Here is a 19586-nt window from a genome sequence, read left to right as displayed (position 1 = left end):
ACAAGTTTAAGCGCTAAAACCATTGTCGCTATATCTGTCGGCGGCTTTCACTCCCTCGCGCTATCAAAGAGCGGCAGAGTTTATGCGGCGGGAAATAACGAAGCCGGTCAGCTTGGTTTGGGCGATAGCGGCGATAGAGTTAATCGCGATACCTTTACCGAAGTTGCCAATTTAAGCGACAAAAACATTATCGCCGCGAGCGCCGCCGGCGCCCATTCTCTCGCGCTATCAAAAGACGGCAAAGTTTATGCTGCGGGGTGGAACGTCTGCGGTCAGCTTGGCTTGGGCGATAAAACCGATCGCAAAATCTTTACCGAAATTAGCGCTTTAAGCGACAAAAACATTATCGCCGCGTTCGCCGTCGGCGCTCACTCCTTTGCGCTATCGAAAGGCGGAGCGATTTACGTTACCGGATTGAATAATAAAGGTCAGCTTGGTTTAGGCGATAAAACCGATCGCGATACCTTTAGCGAAATTACTGATTTAAGCGCCATTAGCGCTATATCCGCCGGCGACGCTCACTCGCTCGCGCTATCAAAGGACGGAAAGATTTACGCGACGGGTAGGAACAAATACGGTCAGCTTGGTTTGGGCGATACTACCGATCGCGATACTTTTACCGAAGTTAGCGTTTTGGGCGATTAACCCGCCGCGTTAGCGCTCCGAAATAAGCGCTAAGCGTCGTCCGCTTTTATCGTAGCGATCAAGGCGTTTGCGAGCGATCTTGCGCGCTAGATCGAGGCGGTATTTATAACGGAGAGTTAGGCGATCTCTTCCTCGTCAAGCTCTTCTTTGGGGCAGTTGGCGATCGATACCACCTTGTCCTTGCCCTCCACGCGAGCGATAATTACGCCGCTGGTGTTGCGTCCCGCTTTGCGGATCGTCTCCATATCGACGCGGATCATCTTGCCTTCGCCGGTAAGCGCCATAAGCTCTTTTTTCGGATCGGCGATCACCGCGCCTACAAGCGCGCCGGTTTTTGGCGTAAGTTTCATCGTAATTACGCCTTTGCCGCCGCGCGATTGCAGGCGATATTCGCTCGCGGGCGATTGTTTGCCGATCCCTTTTTCGCTCACGGTTAAAATCCCGTCTTTGTCGCTTTCAAGCAACAGCGCGCCCACTACGCTATCGCCGCCGATTTTGAACTTGATCGCCGTTACGCCCCTAGCTACGCGCCCAAGCTCCCGCGCTTCGTCGATCGGGAAACGAATGCTCATCGCGTTTCGCGTGATAACAAATATCTCTTTTGTGGCGGGAGCGGCGATCTGCGCCGTTACGATCTCGTCGTCCTCGTCGAGGTTGATCGCCCGCACGCCCACATTGCGAATATTGCCGTATTCGCTCAAATTCGTGCGCTTGATCAGTCCGTTGCGGGTAAAGAACACAAGCGATTTGCTCTTGTCAAAATCGGTCGCGGGGATAATCGCCATAATTTTCTCGTCCTCGCGCAATTTGATCAGATTAACGACCGCTTTGCCTTTCGCGCCGCGCCCCGCTTCGGGAATGCGATAAACTTTGAGCCAATACAGTTGCCCTTTGTTGGTTACGAACAGCAGCGTGTTGTGCGTGTCCGCCACAAAAAAGCTCTCGATAAAATCGTCCTCGTAGGTGGTTACGGCGAGTTTGCCCTTGCCGCCGCGATTTTGTTTTTCGTAGGACTTGAGATTGACGCGCTTAATATAGCCGCGATGAGTTATGGTAACGACCATCGGCTCGTTTGGAATTAAATCCTCTACCTCTATGTCGTCGTAATCATCCTCGATCGCCGTTAAGCGCGGCATTGGATAACGGGCTTTGATCTCCAAAAACTCGTCTTTGATCGTTTTGTTTAGCAGATCGTCGCTCTTTAGGATCGCGCTTAGTTTCTCTATCAGCGCCAATAGCTCTTTATACTCGTTTTCGATCTTGTCGCGCTCGAGTCCCGTAAGACGTTGCAAACGCATTTCAAGTATCGCCTGCGATTGGCGATCGCTAAAGTTAAAGCGTTCGCTCAAAGCCGCTTTGGCGCTTTCGGTATCGGCGCTGGCGCGAATCAGCGCGACGATCTCGTCGATATGATCAAGCGCGATCCTTAGCGCCTCTAAGATGTGAGCGCGCGCGCGCGCTTTTTCCAGATCGAATATGGTGCGGCGGATAACGACCGTCTTGCGGTGAGTTAAAAAGATCGTAAGCGACTCCGCTAGATTCAGAACGCGCGGCTCCTTATTGTGAATGCCTAGCATTATGATTCCAAAGGTAACGGTCATCGTGGTGGATTTATAGAGGTTGTTTAGCACAATCTCCGCCATCGCCTCGCGCTTGAGTTCGATCGCCACGCGCATACCGTCGCGGTCGGATTCGTCGCGCACCTCGCTTATGCCCTCGATCTGCTTCTCTTTCGCCAGTTCGTCGATCGATTTAATCAGCGCGGCTTTATTGACCTGATAGGGTAGCTCGTCGATAACGATCATCTCTTTTTTCGCGGTCTGCTCCGTATGCGTTTTGGCTCGCACCCTAATACGTCCGCGTCCCGTCTGATAGGCTTCGATTATGCCCTTTTTGCCGTAGATAATCCCCCCCGTGGGAAAATCGGGACCGGGAATAAAGCGCATCAGATCGTCGCTTGTAGCGTCGGGATTGTCGATCAAATAGATCAGCGCCTCGATCGTCTCGCCAAGATTGTGCGGCGGGATATTCGTAGCCATGCCCACCGCGATCCCGCCGCTACCATTGACGAGGAGCGACGGAATGCGGCTTGGAAGCACGTCGGGTTCTTGAAGGCTGTCGTCGTAGTTGGGGATAAAATCCACCGTGTCCTTGTCGATGTCGGCAAGTAGCTCTTCGGCGATCGCCGTCATTCTCGCTTCCGTATAGCGCATCGCCGCGGCGCTATCGCCGTCCACCGAGCCAAAGTTGCCCTGCCCGTCCACAAGCGGCGCGCGCATAGAGAAACTTTGCGCCATTCGCACCAGCGCGTCATAAACCGCCGTATCGCCGTGCGGGTGGTATTTGCCGATCACGTCGCCGACGATACGCGCCGATTTTTTATACGCCGATCGCGCGGAGAGGCTAAGCTCGTTCATCGCGTAGAGGATTCGGCGATGCACGGGTTTCAGTCCGTCTCGAAAATCGGGCAACGCGCGCCCTATAATCACGCTCATAGAGTAGTCGAGGTAACTTGTTTTGAGGGATTCTTCAATGTCGATCGGCTGTATTTCTTCAAAATCGGTCAGATTTTCTTTTGCCACAAAACGCCTTTTAAGGATTGTCGTAATGTGATTTTAACAGGCAACAGGTTAAGATAACGCTCGCTATGGAACGAATTGACTGCCGCAAATGCCGCTATTTTCGGATCACGTGGGAGAGCGCTTTTCCATACGCGTGCGATCTGTTCGGCTTCAAAGGCGCGCAGATGCCTAGCGTTACCGTGTTTATGAGCGGCGCTCGTCGATGTCGCGAATTCGCGCCGAAAAAAAAACCGCGCGGCGACGAGAGCGAAAAAGAGCGCGGTTTTAGAGCTTAAACGGGGGTTCAACATGGAAAGAAGCGCCAACCTGTCGCGTTTTTGCGGATCGCGCCTAATCTAAATAAAATAACATGCGCGAAAAATACGCAAAACACGATATTTTCGTTCATATAGACGGCGATCGAAGCGGCGTCGAGGAAAAAGCGCGAGAGTATTATGTCGATTTTCTCGCTTCGCACAGTCGCGGCGAGGGCGCGGTTTTATCCGACTTCCTGTTTTTCTCGGAAAAAGAGATCGATTTCAACAAACAAAACGACATAACGTCGGATTCTCATCTTTTCGCGCTTAATAAAAGGGCGAGATTAACGTTGCATTTCGATTACGATCGCTTTAGCGAGGCTAACGACGAACGCAAATACAAAATCGTTTTAAACGCGATACTCTACCTGCTTAATTACTGGCGGCGTAATCTTAAAATACCAAAAAACGTTCGGTTAGACAAAGCGATTGATCGCTACGAAAAAAAGCTGAAAGCCGATAATCTGTTTGACAAAACGCTCGAGAAAATTTATATTAAACCGGACAATCTGTTTAGGCTTAACTTTGTGCGCCGTTATTTCTACTCTATAAACGACAAGGATATACTTTTTAGCGTTAACAATATAGAAAAATATCTAAACAATAATCTATATAAATATCAGCTTGCGGGTTCAATCAAGGAGGCGTTTTTTCATTACGATATTTTTGATTTTAACGATCCGCGCTACGAGCGCTACATCGACGGCGTAAAACCGTGTAAGCTCGGCGACGACAACGACTTGTATATGATAGAGCAATACGATAGTATCATTCTCAAAAACGCCGCGAAAGAAGATCAGATAATATACTTAAGCGAAGGGCTATTAAACGCCGCAAAACGAGCGGAAAAAATGAAGCAAAAACCTAAAGAGTTTAATGCTGATAAGTTCTACAAGACGCTTAAAGAGCTAATGAATAACTACGTGGAAAAAGCGTAATTTTCGCCTATGAATCGCCTTTTCGTCGCCTATAAGCCGCCGTTTATCGGCTCAAACGGCTTTCTATCGCGCCTTAAACGCAAATACGGCGTTAAAAGCGCGGGCTTTTCCGGTATTTTAGATCCGTTTGCCAAAGGCGCGCTTATCGTAGCGTTCGGGCAATACGCGAGACTTTTTAATTATCTCGCGAAAACGCCAAAAGTATATCGCGCCACGCTATGGTTGGGAGCGCGCAGCGAGTCGCTTGATATAGAGCGAATATCGCGAATAGATCCAACGCCGCGTTTAACGCCGCGAGCGATTGACGAAACGCTAAGCGCCTTTGTTGGCGAAAGCGAGCAGTATCCGCCGATATTCAGCGCGATCAAAATAAACGGCGAACGCTCGTATAGGCTTGCGCGAAAGGGGGAGAACGTAAAGATGAAAGCGCGCAAAATCAATGTTTATAGTTTGAAACCAATCGCCTATGCGCACCCGTTTTTAACCTTTGAAGCCGCCGCGAGCGAAGGGTGTTATATGCGATCGCTTGGACGCGACATAGCGCTAAGTTTAGGTTGCGCGGGAGCGTTAAGCTCGCTGGAACGCTTAAAAGAGGGGCGGTTTTGTTTTGAAAACGAAAAGCCGCTTAATCCGCTTGATTTTATCGATCTTCAACGCAACCAATATTGGGGCGATGGGGCTGATCTGTATTGCGGAAAGCGGCTGAGCGTCGGTAGTCTCGCCATTCAAGAAAACGGCGATTATCTAATTGAAAGCGAAGGCTTTTTCGTTATTATTAACCTTTTCGGCGGCGCGGTTTCGTATAAGCTAGGGCGCGTCGCCGTCAGCCGATCGCAAACTTGTTGATGTCGCCGCGATAAACGACCTATAAAAACGTTAAACGATTTCGTCCTCCGCGCGCAAGAGAAAACGATATTTTATATCGCGATAAAGATATAAATCTTGGTTTGCGCGCTTTTACTTTTGCGTCTTTAGCGGCGTTGTCCGCTTATTCAAATAGTTTTCGCGAAGGCTTGCAGGTTTTAGCGGCGCGAAGAAACTCGGCGATCAAAGCGGGGTCTTTTATCCCTTTGGCTTTTTCAACGCCGCTGCTAATATCTAATCCGTAGAAGTTAAACGGCTTGATCATATCGAGCGTTTCGGTTTTTAAGCCGCCGGCTAAGATAATTTTAGAACAATCGACGCCGTCAAACCATTCGATTGGCAGACGCTTTCCGTCGCCGCCGTAGTTTTCGGTGAAAGCGTCGATCAGACGATATTCGCCGCCAAAGCGCTCTATATCCTCGCGTTCTCGCGCGCGAACCACCTTCAAAAACGGCGTTTTGAGCCGCGCGAAAAATCGATCGTCCGCTTCGGCGTGGATTTGCGCCAGATCGAGCTTGGCAAGGGAGCAGATTCTGTCGATCTCCTTTGGCGATTGTTCCACAAAAAGCCCTACTTTTTTGACAAACGGCGGCGTTTTTGAGGATATAAACGCCGCCGTATCAAGCGAAATAAGGCGCGGCGATCTGCCGTAGAACACAAAGCCGATCGCGTCCGCTCCCGCTTCGCAGGCGCACAAAGCGTCGTCAAGGTTGGTAATGCCGCAGATTTTTACCCTCATCGTAACGATGCGATCGCCTTTTTCCTATCGTTCGCGCCAAAGATATACGCGCCCGCGACGAGAATGTCCGCGCCCGCCTCTTTAAGCGCCGACGCGTTTTTGTCGTTTACGCCGCCGTCGATCTCGATTAAACATTTTGGATTTCGCTTGGCGATCAGCTCTTTTAGCCGCCGCGTTTTTTCCAAAGCCGACGGGATAAACTTCTGCCCGCCAAAACCCGGATTTACGCTCATCAGCAACACCATATCCAGATCGCCCAGCAGATACTCGATCGCGCTTTCGGGGGTGTGCGGATTTAGCGTGATCGCCGGTCGGATACCTAGATCGCGAACGCGCGAAATCAGGCGGTGCGGGTGTTTCTCCTCCTCGATATGAAAGCTCAAAAATTCAGGTTTAATCGGCGCGAAAAGCTCGACGAAAAACGGAACGTTTTCCACCATCAGATGAATATCCAGCGGTTTGTTAGCCGCCTTTGCCGCCGCCGCGACAACGACGGGACCGATTGTGAGGTTTGGCGTGAAATGTCCGTCCATTACGTCTATATGCACATAATCAGCGCCAAGATCGCAAACGTTTTTAACCTCGTTAGCGAGAGAGCCGAAATCAGCCGAAAGAATACTAGGAGCGATCAGCATACGTTTCCTTTATCGCGAGCGCTAGTGTGCCAAAACGAAAATTAAGCGCGTCAAAACCTAGTCGCCAAGGAGGCTTAGCGCCCCCCGATCGAGCGTTGTTTTAATTTGCCGGTTTAACCGCCGGGAGGCGCGCCGCTTGCGATATAGGCGGAGCGAATCGGTTTATCCTCGCTTGCCATATTTTGCGCTAACGGCGAGGCGTATCGACCGCTACTGTAAAAAATAGCGAAAACGGCTCGCCGTTACGCCGCGCCTCCGCGCGGGCTAAAAGTAGGCGCTTAAAGCGCGTAATCGCTTGTGCGATTCAAATGGGAATCCTCTGTGTTGATTTTTCTAGCGGCGTAAAACTTAAGCGATCGGGTAAGTTTGGAGGCGAAATTCGCGAATTTACGCGTCTTTCGCCTTGCGCAAGGCGCGATCGCCAGAGCGTCGGCGGCGGCGCGCTCAATCAGACGCGCCAACGGTTTTTACAGATAACTTACCCGCCCTAGAAAGCCTTCGTGAGTTAAGATTGCGCTTCCATATAGAACAAGGAAGCCCGCTAAAATGATCACGGTTATAAAGCGCGACGGACGAAGAGAAGCCCTTGAGATCGCCAAGATTCAAAAGTTTACCGCCGATAGCGTGGCGGGGCTTAACAACGTGGATCAGTCCGAGCTTGAACTGGACGCTAAACTGCAATTTAGAGACGGCATAAGCACCGCCGATATTCAGCAGACGCTTATTCATACCGCCGCCGATAAGATCGACGTCGATCGCCCCGATTGGACGTTCGTAGCCGCGCGGCTTTTTATCTACGATCTCTATCACAGAGTCGGCAAGGCGACGATGGGGGTTAAGGGGCAGGCGTATCTTCCGCTTAGACGCTACTTTGAGGTGGGCGAGCGCGAGGGGCGCATTCTCAAGGGTTTGGGCGCGAAATACGATCTCGACGATCTAGGGCGCTATATCAAACCTGAGCGCGACTATCAATTTACCTATCTTGGGATCAAAACGCTTTACGATCGCTATCTGCTAAAAAACCGCAACAACGAGCCAATCGAGTTGCCGCAACAGATGTTTATGGCGGTGGCGATGTTTCTCGCGCAAAACGAAGCCGATCGGCAGGGGTGGGCAAAGAAGTTCTACGACGTTTTATCCAAGTTCGAGGTGATGGCGGCGACTCCGACGCTATCCAACGCTCGCACGCCGCGCCATCAACTTAGCTCGTGCTTCGTCGGCAGCACGCCCGATAATATCGAGGGCATTTTCGACGGATATAAAGAGATGGCGCTGCTTAGCAAATACGGCGGCGGCGTGGGTTGGGACTGGTCAAAGGTGCGCTCCGGCGGCAGTTTTATCGACGGGCATAAAAACGCGGCGGGCGGCGTGGTGCCGTTTTTGAAGATCACAAACGATCTGGCGGTGGCGGTCGATCAGCTTGGCACGCGCAAAGGCGCGATCGCCGTCTATATCGAGCCGTGGCATAAAGACGTGCTAGATTTCCTCGATCTGCGCAAAAACAGCGGCGAGGAGCGGCGCAGGACGCACGATATTTTCCCCGCGCTGTGGATATGCGATCTGTTTATGAAGCGAATCGAGAGCGACGGCGATTGGGCGCTTTTCGATCCGTTTAACGTTCCCGATCTAACCGATCTTTACGGCGAGGCGTTTGAAAACGCCTATATCGCCTATGAAGCCGATCGCGATATTCCGAGAATCTATATCAAGGCAAAAGACCTCTGGAAGAAGATTTTGCTCAGCTACTTTGAAACGGGCATGCCGTTTTTGTGCTTTAAGGACGCGGCGAACGAGAGCAACCCAAATAACCACGTAGGAACGATCCGAAGCTCCAACCTCTGCACCGAGATTTTCCAAAACACCGCGCCGAACGAGTACGCGGTGCGGATTATGTTTGACGACGGCGGTTTCGAGGAGCGCGCGGAGGAGGATACGATCGCCACCGACGAGGGCGTGAAAAAACCCGCCAACAAAATTAGCTCGCTCGATACCCTGCAAGGGCGCAAGGTTTATGCCGTGGAGAAGGTAGCCCGAAGCGGGCTGACGGCGGTGTGCAATCTAGCGAGCGTCAATCTAGCGAGAATCAATACCAAAGAGGAGATAGAGCGCGTAACGCCGATCGCGGTGCGAATGCTGGATAATGTGATCGATCTTAACTTTTATCCGTTAGCAAAGGTTAAAGCGACCAATTTGAAAACGCGCGCGATCGGGCTTGGCGTGATGGGCGAGACGGAGTTTTTAGCGACGCGCGCGATAGAGTGGGGCGGCGAGGAGCATCTGCGGACAATCGACGAGATAATGGAGACGATCAGCTACAACGCGATTAACGCCTCGTGCGATCTAGCGGTGGAAAAAGGCGCGTATGAGAACTACGAGGGAAGCAAGTGGTCGCGGGGCGTTATGCCGATCGACGCGGCTAATAAGGAGGCGTTGAAACTCGTCGATCGCGGCGGGCTTTTTGGGCTGGCCTACGACTGGGAGGAGTTGCGCGAAAAAGTCAGGCGGCAGAAGATAAGAAACGGGCATCTGCTGGCGATCGCGCCCACAAGCTCGATTTCGATCCTGATTGGCACTACGCAGGCGATCGAGCCGATCTATAAACGCAAATGGTTCGAGGAGAACCTAAGCGGCATGATCGCCGCCGTCGCTCCGAAACTTACGCCCGAAACGTGGAACTATTACACGCCCGCTTACGAGCTGGATCAGACGCTACTCGTCAAAGCCGCCGCGATCCGTCAAAAGTGGATCGATCAGGGGCAGAGCCTCAATCTGTTTTTCAAGATCGGCGAAACTACGGGCAAGCGTTTAAGCGAGGTATATCAGTTGGCGTGGAAACTGGGGCTTAAAAGCGTCTATTATCTGCGAAGCGAAAGTCCGGAGTTCAAAGACGAAGCGCCAAAACCGATCGACAGAAGCGTCGAATGCGACGGCTGCCAATAACTTTAGCCGATCCGAGGGAGGCTAATATGAGTTTTATAAACGCGGCGAGGGGATCGTGGGACAAATTGGCGCGCTAAATCGGTTAATCCTTCAAGGTTACAAATCTATTAAAATGCTTGATATCGAGTTCGGTTCCATTAATGTACTTATCGGCGCGAACGGCGCGGGAAAAAGTAATTTTATCGGTTTTTTTTCTTTTATGAGAAATTTGATCAACAAAGAGTTAGAGCTATATATCGCCGCGCGCGGCGGAGCGAACAAACTGCTGTTTTTTGGAAAAAAAACTACCCAACAACTGTATTTTAGATTATTTTTCTCTCCGAACGAATACGCGGCAACAATGATTCCAGATAACGCGGACGGGTTAATTTTTAAGAAAGAAGAGGCAAAGTTTCACGGGAGCGCTATTAACTATCTAGGCGGAGACAAAACCCATCAAATTGATAGTAAAGGCAGCCGAGAATCACAACTTCGGAACTACGCCATTCACCAGTATATTATTCAATATATTAACGACTGGAAAATCTATCATTTTCATGATACAGGCTCGTCCTCTCCAATGAAACAAACCGCCAATATAAACGACAACAGATCGCTATCGGCGGACGGGAAAAATATAGCGGCTTTTTTGCGGAACATAAAAGAGCATAACGACCGCGATTACGAAGAGATACTTACATCGGTTCAACGAATCGCGCCATTTTTACATGACTTTATATTAGAACCCGAGGCGGCTAACGAGGATACGATTCGCTTAAAATGGAAACATAAGGGAAGCGACGATTATTTTGACGCGAGCGATTTGTCCGACGGCACGCTTCGTTTTATTTGCTTGGCGACCCTTCTCTTGCAACCGGCTTTGCCGAAAACGATCTTGCTCGACGAGCCGGAGCTTGGATTGCATCCTGCGGCCCTTAATCTGCTGGCGAGTATTTTTAGAGTAGCGTCGGGAAAGACGCAGATTATTGCCACCACCCAATCGACGACGTTTGCAAGTTGTTTTTTCGCATCGGAAATAATTGTGGCGAATAGAGTAGAAAACGCCTCCGTCTTTAATCGTCTCAACGAAGAAGAATATGCCTCTTGGTTGGAAGATTACGATGTTGGAGAGTTGTGGCAAAAGAATTTAATCGGGGGGAATCCCTCGTATGCATAAACGACTGGCAATTTCTGTCGAGGGACAGACGGAGCAAGAGTTTTGCGAGGTCGTTTTGAAGCCCTACTTCCAAGAAAAATGTATAGATATACAACCGATCGTAATTACGACAAAACGATTAAATAACGGCAAAAAATATCGCGGCGGCGGCAATATCGGTTTGCAAAATGTTGCAAAAGAGGTAAATAGATTGCTAAATAGTTTTGATTATGTAACTACAATGTATGATTATTACGGTTTTAAGGAAAGCGCCGGAAGAACTGTTGAACAAATCGAAGCGGAGATGCGTCATCATTTTAACTCTCAAAAATTTATTCCATATATACAAAAACACGAATTTGAAACGCTACTTTTTAGCAGCCCCGCGATATGCGCCGAAAAAATTGGCGAATCGGCGTTGGCAAAAGATATGCAAAAAGTTATCGATGAATTCGGCGACGATATTGATTCGATAAATAATTCTGAAACGGGGGCGCCGTCAAAGAGAATTTGCGATCTATTCAGTAATTATGGCAGACGATACAATAAAATCTATTACGCTCGCGTTATCGCGAAGGATATTGGTTTAGACGCGCTTAGGTCTTCAAGCAATCATTTCGACGAGTGGATCGCAGAAATTTTGAAGCTCTCAAATTGTTAAACTCCCGCACATTCGTTACGCTCGGCGCAAACGCCGCGAAGTTGTATAATCGCGGTTTAATACAAAAAGGCGTCGCTTTGGGCAAAATAGCTTTAGTCTTTGTTGTGCTGGCATTGTTTTGCGATCGATCGCGCGGCGGCGATCGCGAGATAAAAGAGGGCGATATTATCTTTCAAACCTCGCTTTCCAGCCAGAGCGAAGCTATTCGGCTCGCTACGAAATCCGAGTATTCGCACGCGGGGCTGATTTTTGAGGAAAACGGCAAGTTTTATGTGTTCGAGGCGGTCAAAACCGTCAGAATGACGCCGCTTGAAACATGGATAAAAAGAGGCAAAAACGGCGAATACGCGATCAAAAGATTAAAAAACGCGGACGATATTCTGAACGCGCAAACGCTATCGAAATTAAAAGAGACGGGCAAAAAATTTAGCGGTAGGGATTACGATCTGGCGTTTGAGTGGAGCGACGAGAAAATCTACTGCTCGGAACTTGTCTGGAAAATCTACGCTCAAGGCGCGAATATCGAGATTGGAAAACTCCAAAAACTCGGCGATTTTGACCTAAGCGCCGAGCCTGTAAAACTGAAATTAAAAGAGCGCTACGGCGAGCGTATCCCGCTTGACGAGGTAGTTATATCGCCGGCGGCTATATTTAATAGCGATCTGCTCGATCTTGTTGAGGTATGCCCGTCGGATTGCCGTTAATACCCGCGCCGCGCTTCTTAACGATCGCGCGCGCCGTTATCCGACCGTTCCGATAGGAGCGCAAGACGCGTAATAGGGCGCTCGGGAAAGCGGAAATCCGCATTCTTGTCATTCCCGCGAAGGCGGGAATCCATAACAAGGATCATTAAAAGATGGATACCCGCCTACGATTACGAAGCGCTTTGCGCTTCTATCGCTCCGCGCGGGATGACGACAAAATTAAACGGCGATCTATTGAAAATTGCGCGTATCGCGTATGACAATAATAAAAAAACGCGGTATAACCCGCCATAAAACAAGCGTTATATGTTGGAATAAGCGTCGAGCCTTGCGTCTTGCTCCCTACCGATCGCGCGGACCGAAACGCTCCTTGCCGCATAAGCGTCTGGATATAGCCTTCTTGCAATCGCTCGGATTAACATAGACTAATTCATTTACAGATAGGCGCTTATTAACGGCTTTGCGAATAACGCTTTGGCGCGGTCGTAATATAATGCGTTCGGATAAAAAAGTGCCTTATAAACTATACGAAATTACATTAACTCGTCCTACAAAAGCGGTTTTCGCTCTAACGGAGGCGCTGAATATCGATCGCGCTAAGGCGCAACGGCTAATCGACAAAGGCAGGGTAAAGTTAAACGGCGAGAAACTAGCGATTAAAACGGAGGTTGAGGGCGCGTTAAGCGCGCTTGTTTTCTACGCGAAGCCAAGCGGCTTAAAGCCGTTTTTTATAGCGTCGAGCTTCGCCGTTTTTGAAAAGCCCTCAGGCATTTTGACGCACCCAAACGGCTTTGACTGCGACTCGACGCTGCTTGACGACGCAAAGGCGATCTTCGGAGCGAAAGCGCAGCTATGCCATCGTCTGGATCGAGAAACAAGCGGGCTAATCGTGGTTTCGCGCGACGAAAAGACCGAAGCGGCAATTAAAGATCAGTTTGCGTCCCGACTTGCTAAGAAAACCTATCTCGCCTTTGTTAGAGGAGCGATCAAAACCAAAAGGCTAATCGACGCGCCGATCGCGGTAGGCTCTAAAGAGCGCAACGATAAACTCGGCCTACCCAAAGTTATGGGAGCGATTAGTTTCTCGCAAGGAAAAGAGGCTAGAACGCTGATTAACCCGCTAAGATACTTTGCCGATCTGGACGCGACGTTGATCGAGGCGTTTCCAATCGGCGGCAGAACGCACCAAATTCGCCTTCATCTACAACATATCGGCGCTCCGATCTTGGGCGACGCGCTTTACGGCGCGGACGTTGAAACGGCGCGATCGTGGCTAGACAAGACGCTTAAACGCGCAGATCGCGTCGCCAAAACGGGCGCGGATCGTCTAATGCTTCACGCAGATTCGGTGGAGTTCTTTTACGGATCGCGTTTTTTTATTAAAAGCCGCGTCGATTTTGATAAAGCGGCTCTGTTGCGCGCCGTGAAAACCGACGTTGCGCGCTAATTTAGTCGAGTTCTTTTACGGATCGCGTTTTTCAAAAGCCGCGCGGACTTTAGCGAAAACGATCCATACGCGCGTAGCGTTAAATATGAAGCTAGGCAAGCTCTAGTAAAAACTCCTGCGTCGTTTCAGGTTAGCGAGCTATTCGTTAAGCATCCGCCTCCCCGCGCTTGCGCGCCTAAATCGTAAAACAAGTTTCAGTCCGCGCGCTCGAAGAGCGAGACCTATAATTTTCGCTCCCGCTTTGCAAAAACGGCGTTTGTTTTTAATTGCTCGGCGCTATCAAATATATCTTAGCTCCTCCGGTTTATCTTCTTTGCGAATAAGTTTTTTGAAGTAACCGATGCCTTCGCTTGTTCCGATAATGATCATTCTAGAATCGATCATTATCTGAGCGTCGCCGTCCGGCATCGGCAAAAACTTGCCGTCTTTTTCCTTGATGCCCACGACGCTTACGCGGGTGATTTCGCGCAGGTGAGTCTCTTTGAGCCGCTTAAAAATAACCCAGCTTTTACGCGGCACTTCAATCTCCTCCATATCTAACGGCGTGTCGCGGCGATACAGAAAGCTCTCTAGCATATTCTCCATTTCGGGGCGAAGCGCGATTGTGCTAAGGCGTTGCGCCATCAATCTAGTGGGACTAACCACGTTGTCGGCGCCCAACTTTTTGAGCTTCTCCGCGTCGCTTTGGTTTTCGCAACTTACCAATATCCTAAACGGCTTGCGCCCAATCTCGCGCTCGTAAAGGCGCAAAGAGCTGATCATCGCTATGTTGTCCGAAACGTTTTTGGATAGACAGATTGCGCCTTTGGCGCTTGAAAGGTGCGATTTCAAAATAGCGCTGTCTAGGTGCGGCGCCTCGTTGATATAGTAGGGGAACTTGTTCTGTTCCGCCTCGTCTTTAAAGCCCTCGCTTCCGTCAACCACGACAAACGGCACGTGCGCGGCGCGAAGTTGTTTGCCAAGCTCCGCGGCGTATTCGTTGTGAAAGAAGATGACGAAATGATTTTTCAGCCTTGCGACTTTGTAGAGCATCGATCGCTCCTTAAAAAGATAGATTAGCTTGCCGCGTCCTAAAACCTCGTTTAGCATACCCAAAGAGAAGGTAAAGATACCAAACCCAAGCACGATCAACGCAACGGTAAATACGCGACCCGTATATGAAATAGGCGCAATCTCGCCAAAACCTACGGTGGTAAAAGTGATGCCGGTTTGATAGAAGGCGTCGATCAACGACATATTGTCGATTATCACATATCCTAGCGTGCCGAACATCGTAACCAGCACGAGCATAATAAGCGGAATGCGAAAAGGGCGCAGATGATCGTATATTTCGCCGTCCACATTCATTTCCGGACTCGACGCGCTCTGCCAGTGAAGAAACTTTTTTACTCGGTTAAACATTCGGACTCGATTCCATTCCTCGCGCGAGTATTATGGAATAAATCGGCTGTATCGACAAAAGGCGACCCGCCCCCAAAACTTATGTTTTGGGAGAACGATCACTTTGAAGTTTTGCGGAGCGTGCGGAGCGTGGAAGCCGCGACTCTAACTTTGCGGGTAGAACCGTCTTCAAGCGTAATGCGAACGACGCGCAGATTGACGTTAAACACTCGCTTCGCCTTGTTGTTGGCGTGGCTGACTTTGTAGCCTACTTGACGGCTTTTGCCCGTAACGGCGCATTTTCTTGACATATTTTTTCCTTGTTTTTTCAGAAAAATAAGCGCGGATTTTAGCGAAGAAGACCTTAGCGCTCAATGCGTTAGCCAAACGCCCTACGGCGCGGCGGGGAAAATAAGCTCCCGCGCGCCGCGCGCGCGGGAGTTTGCGACGTTTAATTACGATCGGCAAGGAAGCGCCGATCGACTATCGATCGGTTACGGGCGCTCCCATTTAAGGATTGGATAGCCGCCGCCGTCCGGCATTTTCCAAACGTTAGTAAAGTCCCACCCCAAAGCCTCGTAGGTCGATTGCGATTTAAGATCGCTATCCGTCTTGCCTGTTCCGTTAAGGTTAGCGTCGTCGGCTTTGGTCGAGCCGTTTATCGTCATAGCGGCTAACGCGATATTGTCCGACACGTGTGTCGCGCTGCCGCCCACCGCGCGATTTACGTCAGTGGAGACGTTAGTCGTAATCGACGAGATAATCGCGGCGTTGTTTTGTATAACATTAGGGTTGCTACTAGGTATATTCAACCTCCCCGCTATACCGCCGACATAGCCGCTCGACGCGCTATCGCCGATAAGGTTTCCAACCGCGTAGCTATTGGTAACCGACGCTTGGTTTACATACCCCGCGATACCGCCGACGCCCTCGGTTCCTCTAACGTTTCCGATAAAGTAGCTATTTTTAATTGCGCCGTTTGAGAGCAAGCCTCCCGTTATACCGCCCGCATAGCTGGAGGAAGTCCTTATATTCGCCTTAACGTAGCAGTTCTCGATAAGCGCCGCCGAGCCTGTTACATACCCCGCGATACCTCCGGCATACTGAGAAGCGCTAATCTCGCCGCTAACCTCTAAGCCAAGATTTCTTACTTTGCCGCCGCTAATATACCCGAAAAGACCGGCGTAGCTAGAACCGCTTGGAACGATGGACGAAGCGCGTATCTTATGTCCGTTTCCGTTAAAGATACCGCTAAACGCGCTGCCGTTAACTCCGATCGACGTCCACGCCTCCCTCAGCGTTATATCGCCTAGCAGGATATATCTGCCGCTTAAGGCGGCGCTTTTAACGGAGGAGACGGTCGATTGGGTATTTTTGTAGAACTGGATCATATCCGCTTGCGATTGTAGCTCCGTAACCTTGCTAACTGCGTAGAAGTTGGTATCGTAGCTTAGGGCGTAGCTTGACTCGGCGATCAGATCGCTTTCGCCTAGCGCCTCATAGATATTTGAAAGCGTATGCGATATGCTTGAGAGATCCGCCGTCGTCGTCGCGATAGTTTCCGTATGGACAAGGTTTAGATCGGCGTCGTAGAATCTAAGCGTATAGTCGCCCTTATGCAGTTTTACTATAGCGCTAACAAGCGTAGCGTTTATCTCGCCGGGAACGTTGTCGTTGTGATTTACGACTATCGCGTAGTAGTAGAACGTTCCGTCGTCGCTTGTCGGAGCGTATCTGCCCGTTTGATTGACGGCTTGAAGCTCTCCGTCGTAAACGCTATTTGTTCCGCCTCTATACCACTGATAATAGATTGTTCCTCCGTCGTTAGACTTGGCGGTTATAGTAAGGTTGCCGTCCGAGCTAAGTTGCAGATCGTCGGTAATAACGGGCGGCTCGGCGCCAATATGCTTGCTAACCTCTACTCTAGCCGCTTGGCTAACTACTTTCGCCATTTTGCGAACGCCGGCGTTTAGGTTGGTATTGGTAACTACAACGTAGTAGTAGTTGTAACCCAATTTATCGGAAGCGGCGGGAGGGATATAGCTGGCGCCTCTCGCGCCCTTGATAGCTACTCCCGCGCTAGTATCGTTGGTTTTAGAGCTATACCACTGATACGATAAACTCCCGCCGTCGGTAAGCGGAGCTACGCTAACGCTAATAGGAGCGGCTGTGGCGCCTTCGGTATATGCGGCGTTTTGGGGTTGAGCGGTTATATTAGGAACGCTCGCGTTTGTAACGTGGCGGCTATCCTTCTGCCAATAGAGCTTTGGATAGTCGTTTTCCACATATACCCACGGAGCGTTATCATCCTCGCCAAAAGACCAGCCTAAACCGCCGCCGGCTACGCTATATGAATAGGTCTCTTTTTTCTTAAACGCGCTAAGCGCTTTGCCAGATCCGTTTCCAGCGTTGCCGTCGGATACGGCGTCGCCGTTTATCAGCATATCGCTTCTGGCGAAGTTGTGCGTCGTAGCGCTTGTTACTAATTGCGTTACGCGTTTGGCGCTTGTCGCGCTAACCGATTCGTTAATCGCGGCGTTATACCGAGTTATAGCGTCCGCCGTGCCGTTGTTTCCGGAAATGCCGCCCGCGGAAGAAGCGGCGCCGCTAACCGTTCCCAGGGCGTAGGTATATTCGATATCGCCGCCTTGCCCTCCCGCGATACCGCCCGCCCTACCGGCGGCGCTAACGACGTCCGCCGTAGAGTAGCAGTTGGCAATATCGCCGCTCGCGCTTCCCGCTATGCCGCCCGCCGCGCTCGTGGATCCGGAACCAATGGAGGCGATATATCCGCCGGAGTAGCTGTTTTCAATCGCGCTGCCGGCGCCCGCGTTTCCGGCGATACCGCCGGCGTTCGAGTTTCCGACGACGCTGCCGATAGCGTAGCTGTTGGTAATAATCGAGCCCTGGTATAGAGTCCCCGCTATAATGCCGACTGTCAATCCTTTTACCTCGCCGTCGGCGATAACGCCCAGATTTTTTATCTGCGGTTCGTTCACGGATACGGTGGTTAAACCAAGAGTTCCGAAAAGACCGGCGTTATCGGAGGGTCTGTCGATCCATAGACCGCTTATCTTATACCCGCCGCCGCTAAAAACGCCTAGAAAAGAAGCGCCGCTAGCGCCGATAGGAAGCCAGCCATGCTCTGGATCGAGCGTTTTTTGCGTAAGGGTTATATCGTTTAGCAGAATATGTTTGCCGGTAAGATCGTTGCGAACGTCGTTTAGGTCTATCTCGTCGCGTATCTCGTGAACGTTAGGGGCGGCGTAGTAGTTGATATTGCCGCTTACGACCTGATAACCCGTAATTACGTAGGCTTCGTTTCCTCTATAGCAAGCGCCGTTGCAGCGATTGGCGACATAGATCGTATCTAACGGGCTATGCTCTTCGCTGTCGATTAGATCGAGCCTGTCGTCGTAGAAACTGACGGTATAGACGCTCGCGTCATGCTCTTTGTTTTTCTCTTCGTCCGAGCCGTTCGACGATCCGCCCGCTAGATCGCAACCGGTTAAGGTTAGCGCTAGAAATAGGTTAGCGATCCAGAGAGAGAGAGAGAGAGAGAGAGAGAGAGAGGATTTCCAAACTTAAACAAAGCTGAAGCCTTTGAGTTGGTTAAAGGGCGTATGGAAGGGCGCGAACTAACGGAAACCTCCGAACTAGTTAAAGGCTGTATTGAAACCCTTGAACTAATGGAAGCTCGCGTTAAAGGCTGTATTGAAACCTCCGAACTAGTTAAAGCCCGCGATTTAAATAAATCGCGCGGCTTTAATAAACCGAACAAACCTAAAACGTAGCTTGATAGCTTTGCTCGCTTAGCGCGTTTAACGTCGGAGGCGTTAAACTTTTCGCTGGAGCCGTTTGGCGTATAAAACCCGTTTCGCGGGAGTCGCGGTAACGCTTGGAACGCTTTCATGAACGTATCCTTTAAGATTGAGATTTAGATAACAATAAATGTTATCATTAACAGAATTGTAGTTCGACAATCCTTAAATTAAACGCGCTAAATTGAAATCTATTATATTTTTCGCGTTTACGGCGCGGTAAAATTATTCTTGCGCCCTTCCCGTCAACCCGCAAAGCGTCCGCTCTTCCGCCCGTAGTCGCGCAGAAAGGCGGCAATCCACAACAACGATCATCAAAGATGGATACCCGCATTCGCGGGTATGACGGGAAGCTGGCGATATAACGCTCATTGTCATTCCCGCCCCTCTCTCGTCGTTCCCGCGAAGCGCCCGCGCGGGCAGGAGCGCTAGGCGCGCAGAAAGGCGGGTATCCATACTTTCGTCATTCCCGCGTAAGCGGGAATCCATCTTTTTGATTATCATTGGGGGTGGATTCCCGCCTACGCGGAAATGACGAGAAGGAGGCGGGAATGACGCGAACTTTTTACGCCTTCGGCGCGTTTGGATACCCGCCTTCGATTACGGGCGGGAGAACGCCCTATCGCTCCGCGCGGGAATGACGGGAAAGGCGCGTTTGTTTTGAGCGATCGCGCGCGCCTTCGCGCCTTCGCGAAACTATCCTCGCCAAAAAAACTCAAACGCCGATTTACGCGATAGACGAAACGGCGTTTTCAAGCGCGAGGCGAACCTTTTTGACGTCCGCGCCGCACTCGCCGAT

15 protein-coding genes are annotated in these 19586 nt (G+C 50.5%); 9 read left to right on the top strand and 6 right to left on the bottom strand.

The annotated features are described in order from the left end of the window. The coding region (locus LBF86_01935; GenBank protein MDR0664271.1) for a hypothetical protein at nucleotides 1-645 on the top strand (645 nt) is incomplete at its 5' end. A 116-nt stretch (nucleotides 646-761) separates the two neighbouring features. On the opposite strand, the gene gyrA is transcribed toward LBF86_01935, so the two are convergent. After that, complete coding sequence (gene gyrA / locus LBF86_01930; GenBank protein MDR0664270.1) at nucleotides 762-3227, bottom strand: DNA gyrase subunit A; 2466 nt, start codon at nucleotides 3225-3227, stop codon at nucleotides 762-764. Nucleotides 3228-3292: 65 nt separating this feature from the next. Between gyrA and LBF86_01925 the strand changes: the two genes are divergently transcribed. The 3 genes from LBF86_01925 (at nucleotide 3293) to truB (ending at nucleotide 5307) form a co-directional block, all read left to right on the top strand. Continuing rightward, the gene (locus tag LBF86_01925; GenBank protein MDR0664269.1) at nucleotides 3293-3502 is read left to right on the top strand and encodes a uracil-DNA glycosylase; all 210 of its coding nucleotides are present in this window, start codon (nucleotides 3293-3295) and stop codon (nucleotides 3500-3502) included. 74 nt (nucleotides 3503-3576) lie between these two features. Next, nucleotides 3577-4461: a hypothetical protein gene (locus LBF86_01920; GenBank protein ID MDR0664268.1), complete on the top strand. Its 885-nt coding sequence runs from the start codon at nucleotides 3577-3579 to the stop codon at nucleotides 4459-4461. A 9-nt stretch (nucleotides 4462-4470) separates the two neighbouring features. Beyond that, nucleotides 4471-5307, top strand: a complete 837-nt coding sequence (gene truB, locus LBF86_01915; GenBank protein MDR0664267.1) for a tRNA pseudouridine(55) synthase TruB — start codon at nucleotides 4471-4473, stop codon at nucleotides 5305-5307. Nucleotides 5308-5449: 142 nt separating this feature from the next. On the opposite strand, the gene LBF86_01910 is transcribed toward truB, so the two are convergent. Continuing rightward, complete coding sequence (locus tag LBF86_01910; protein MDR0664266.1) at nucleotides 5450-6064, bottom strand: phosphoribosylanthranilate isomerase; 615 nt, start codon at nucleotides 6062-6064, stop codon at nucleotides 5450-5452. Continuing rightward, nucleotides 6061-6699: a ribulose-phosphate 3-epimerase gene (rpe, locus tag LBF86_01905; protein ID MDR0664265.1), complete on the bottom strand. Its 639-nt coding sequence runs from the start codon at nucleotides 6697-6699 to the stop codon at nucleotides 6061-6063. Before rpe ends, LBF86_01910 begins: the two co-directional genes overlap by 4 nt. Nucleotides 6700-7245: 546 nt before the next feature. Between rpe and LBF86_01900 the strand changes: the two genes are divergently transcribed. The 5 genes from LBF86_01900 to LBF86_01880 all read left to right on the top strand — a co-directional run bounded on the left by LBF86_01900 (nucleotide 7246) and on the right by LBF86_01880 (nucleotide 13586). After that, a complete protein-coding gene (locus LBF86_01900) occupies nucleotides 7246-9639 on the top strand; it encodes a ribonucleoside-diphosphate reductase subunit alpha (protein ID MDR0664264.1) in 2394 nt (797 codons plus the stop codon). Between the two features lie 112 nt (nucleotides 9640-9751). Next, the gene (locus LBF86_01895) at nucleotides 9752-10795 is read left to right on the top strand and encodes an AAA family ATPase (GenBank protein ID MDR0664263.1); all 1044 of its coding nucleotides are present in this window, start codon (nucleotides 9752-9754) and stop codon (nucleotides 10793-10795) included. Next, nucleotides 10788-11435: a DUF4276 family protein gene (locus tag LBF86_01890; GenBank protein MDR0664262.1), complete on the top strand. Its 648-nt coding sequence runs from the start codon at nucleotides 10788-10790 to the stop codon at nucleotides 11433-11435. The genes LBF86_01895 and LBF86_01890 overlap by 8 nt, the downstream gene beginning before the upstream one ends. A gap of 77 nt (nucleotides 11436-11512) precedes the next feature. Next, on the top strand, nucleotides 11513-12139 hold the full coding sequence (locus LBF86_01885; protein ID MDR0664261.1) for a YiiX family permuted papain-like enzyme: 627 nt from the start codon (nucleotides 11513-11515) through the stop codon (nucleotides 12137-12139). A 511-nt stretch (nucleotides 12140-12650) separates the two neighbouring features. Further along, nucleotides 12651-13586: an RluA family pseudouridine synthase gene (locus tag LBF86_01880; protein ID MDR0664260.1), complete on the top strand. Its 936-nt coding sequence runs from the start codon at nucleotides 12651-12653 to the stop codon at nucleotides 13584-13586. Between the two features lie 279 nt (nucleotides 13587-13865). Here the strand turns inward: LBF86_01880 and LBF86_01875 are convergent, their stop codons facing one another. From LBF86_01875 to LBF86_01865, 3 genes are all read right to left on the bottom strand, one after another. Beyond that, a complete protein-coding gene (locus LBF86_01875; protein MDR0664259.1) occupies nucleotides 13866-14987 on the bottom strand; it encodes an NAD-binding protein in 1122 nt (373 codons plus the stop codon). A gap of 98 nt (nucleotides 14988-15085) precedes the next feature. Continuing rightward, nucleotides 15086-15277 carry a 50S ribosomal protein L28 gene (gene rpmB, locus LBF86_01870; protein ID MDR0664258.1) on the bottom strand — a complete coding sequence of 64 codons (192 nt, stop codon included), beginning with the start codon at nucleotides 15275-15277 and terminating at the stop codon, nucleotides 15086-15088. Nucleotides 15278-15460: 183 nt separating this feature from the next. Beyond that, nucleotides 15461-17965 (bottom strand): hypothetical protein, encoded by a 2505-nt coding sequence (locus LBF86_01865; protein ID MDR0664257.1) that lies wholly within the window; start codon nucleotides 17963-17965, stop codon nucleotides 15461-15463. Between the last annotated feature and the right edge of the window lie 1621 nt (nucleotides 17966-19586).

Source organism: Helicobacteraceae bacterium (genome assembly GCA_031258155.1).
In the GTDB taxonomy this organism is placed as follows: Bacteria; Campylobacterota; Campylobacteria; order Campylobacterales; family SZUA-545; genus JAIRNH01.
This window is presented reverse-complemented; position numbering and strand designations above follow the sequence as displayed.

Excerpts from the sequence above, each read along its gene's own strand:
- LBF86_01925 (MDR0664269.1), top strand. The coding sequence starts at position 3,293 with ATGGAACGAATTGACTGCCGCAAATGCCGCTATTTTCGGATCACGTGG.
- LBF86_01920 (MDR0664268.1), top strand. The coding sequence starts at position 3,577 with ATGCGCGAAAAATACGCAAAACACGATATTTTCGTTCATATAGACGGC.
- truB (MDR0664267.1), top strand. The coding sequence starts at position 4,471 with ATGAATCGCCTTTTCGTCGCCTATAAGCCGCCGTTTATCGGCTCAAAC.
- LBF86_01910 (MDR0664266.1), bottom strand. The coding sequence starts at position 6,064 with ATGAGGGTAAAAATCTGCGGCATTACCAACCTTGACGACGCTTTGTGC.
- rpe (MDR0664265.1), bottom strand. The coding sequence starts at position 6,699 with ATGCTGATCGCTCCTAGTATTCTTTCGGCTGATTTCGGCTCTCTCGCT.
- LBF86_01900 (MDR0664264.1), top strand. The coding sequence starts at position 7,246 with ATGATCACGGTTATAAAGCGCGACGGACGAAGAGAAGCCCTTGAGATC.
- LBF86_01895 (MDR0664263.1), top strand. The coding sequence starts at position 9,752 with ATGCTTGATATCGAGTTCGGTTCCATTAATGTACTTATCGGCGCGAAC.
- LBF86_01890 (MDR0664262.1), top strand. The coding sequence starts at position 10,788 with ATGCATAAACGACTGGCAATTTCTGTCGAGGGACAGACGGAGCAAGAG.
- LBF86_01875 (MDR0664259.1), bottom strand. The coding sequence starts at position 14,987 with ATGTTTAACCGAGTAAAAAAGTTTCTTCACTGGCAGAGCGCGTCGAGT.
- rpmB (MDR0664258.1), bottom strand. The coding sequence starts at position 15,277 with ATGTCAAGAAAATGCGCCGTTACGGGCAAAAGCCGTCAAGTAGGCTAC.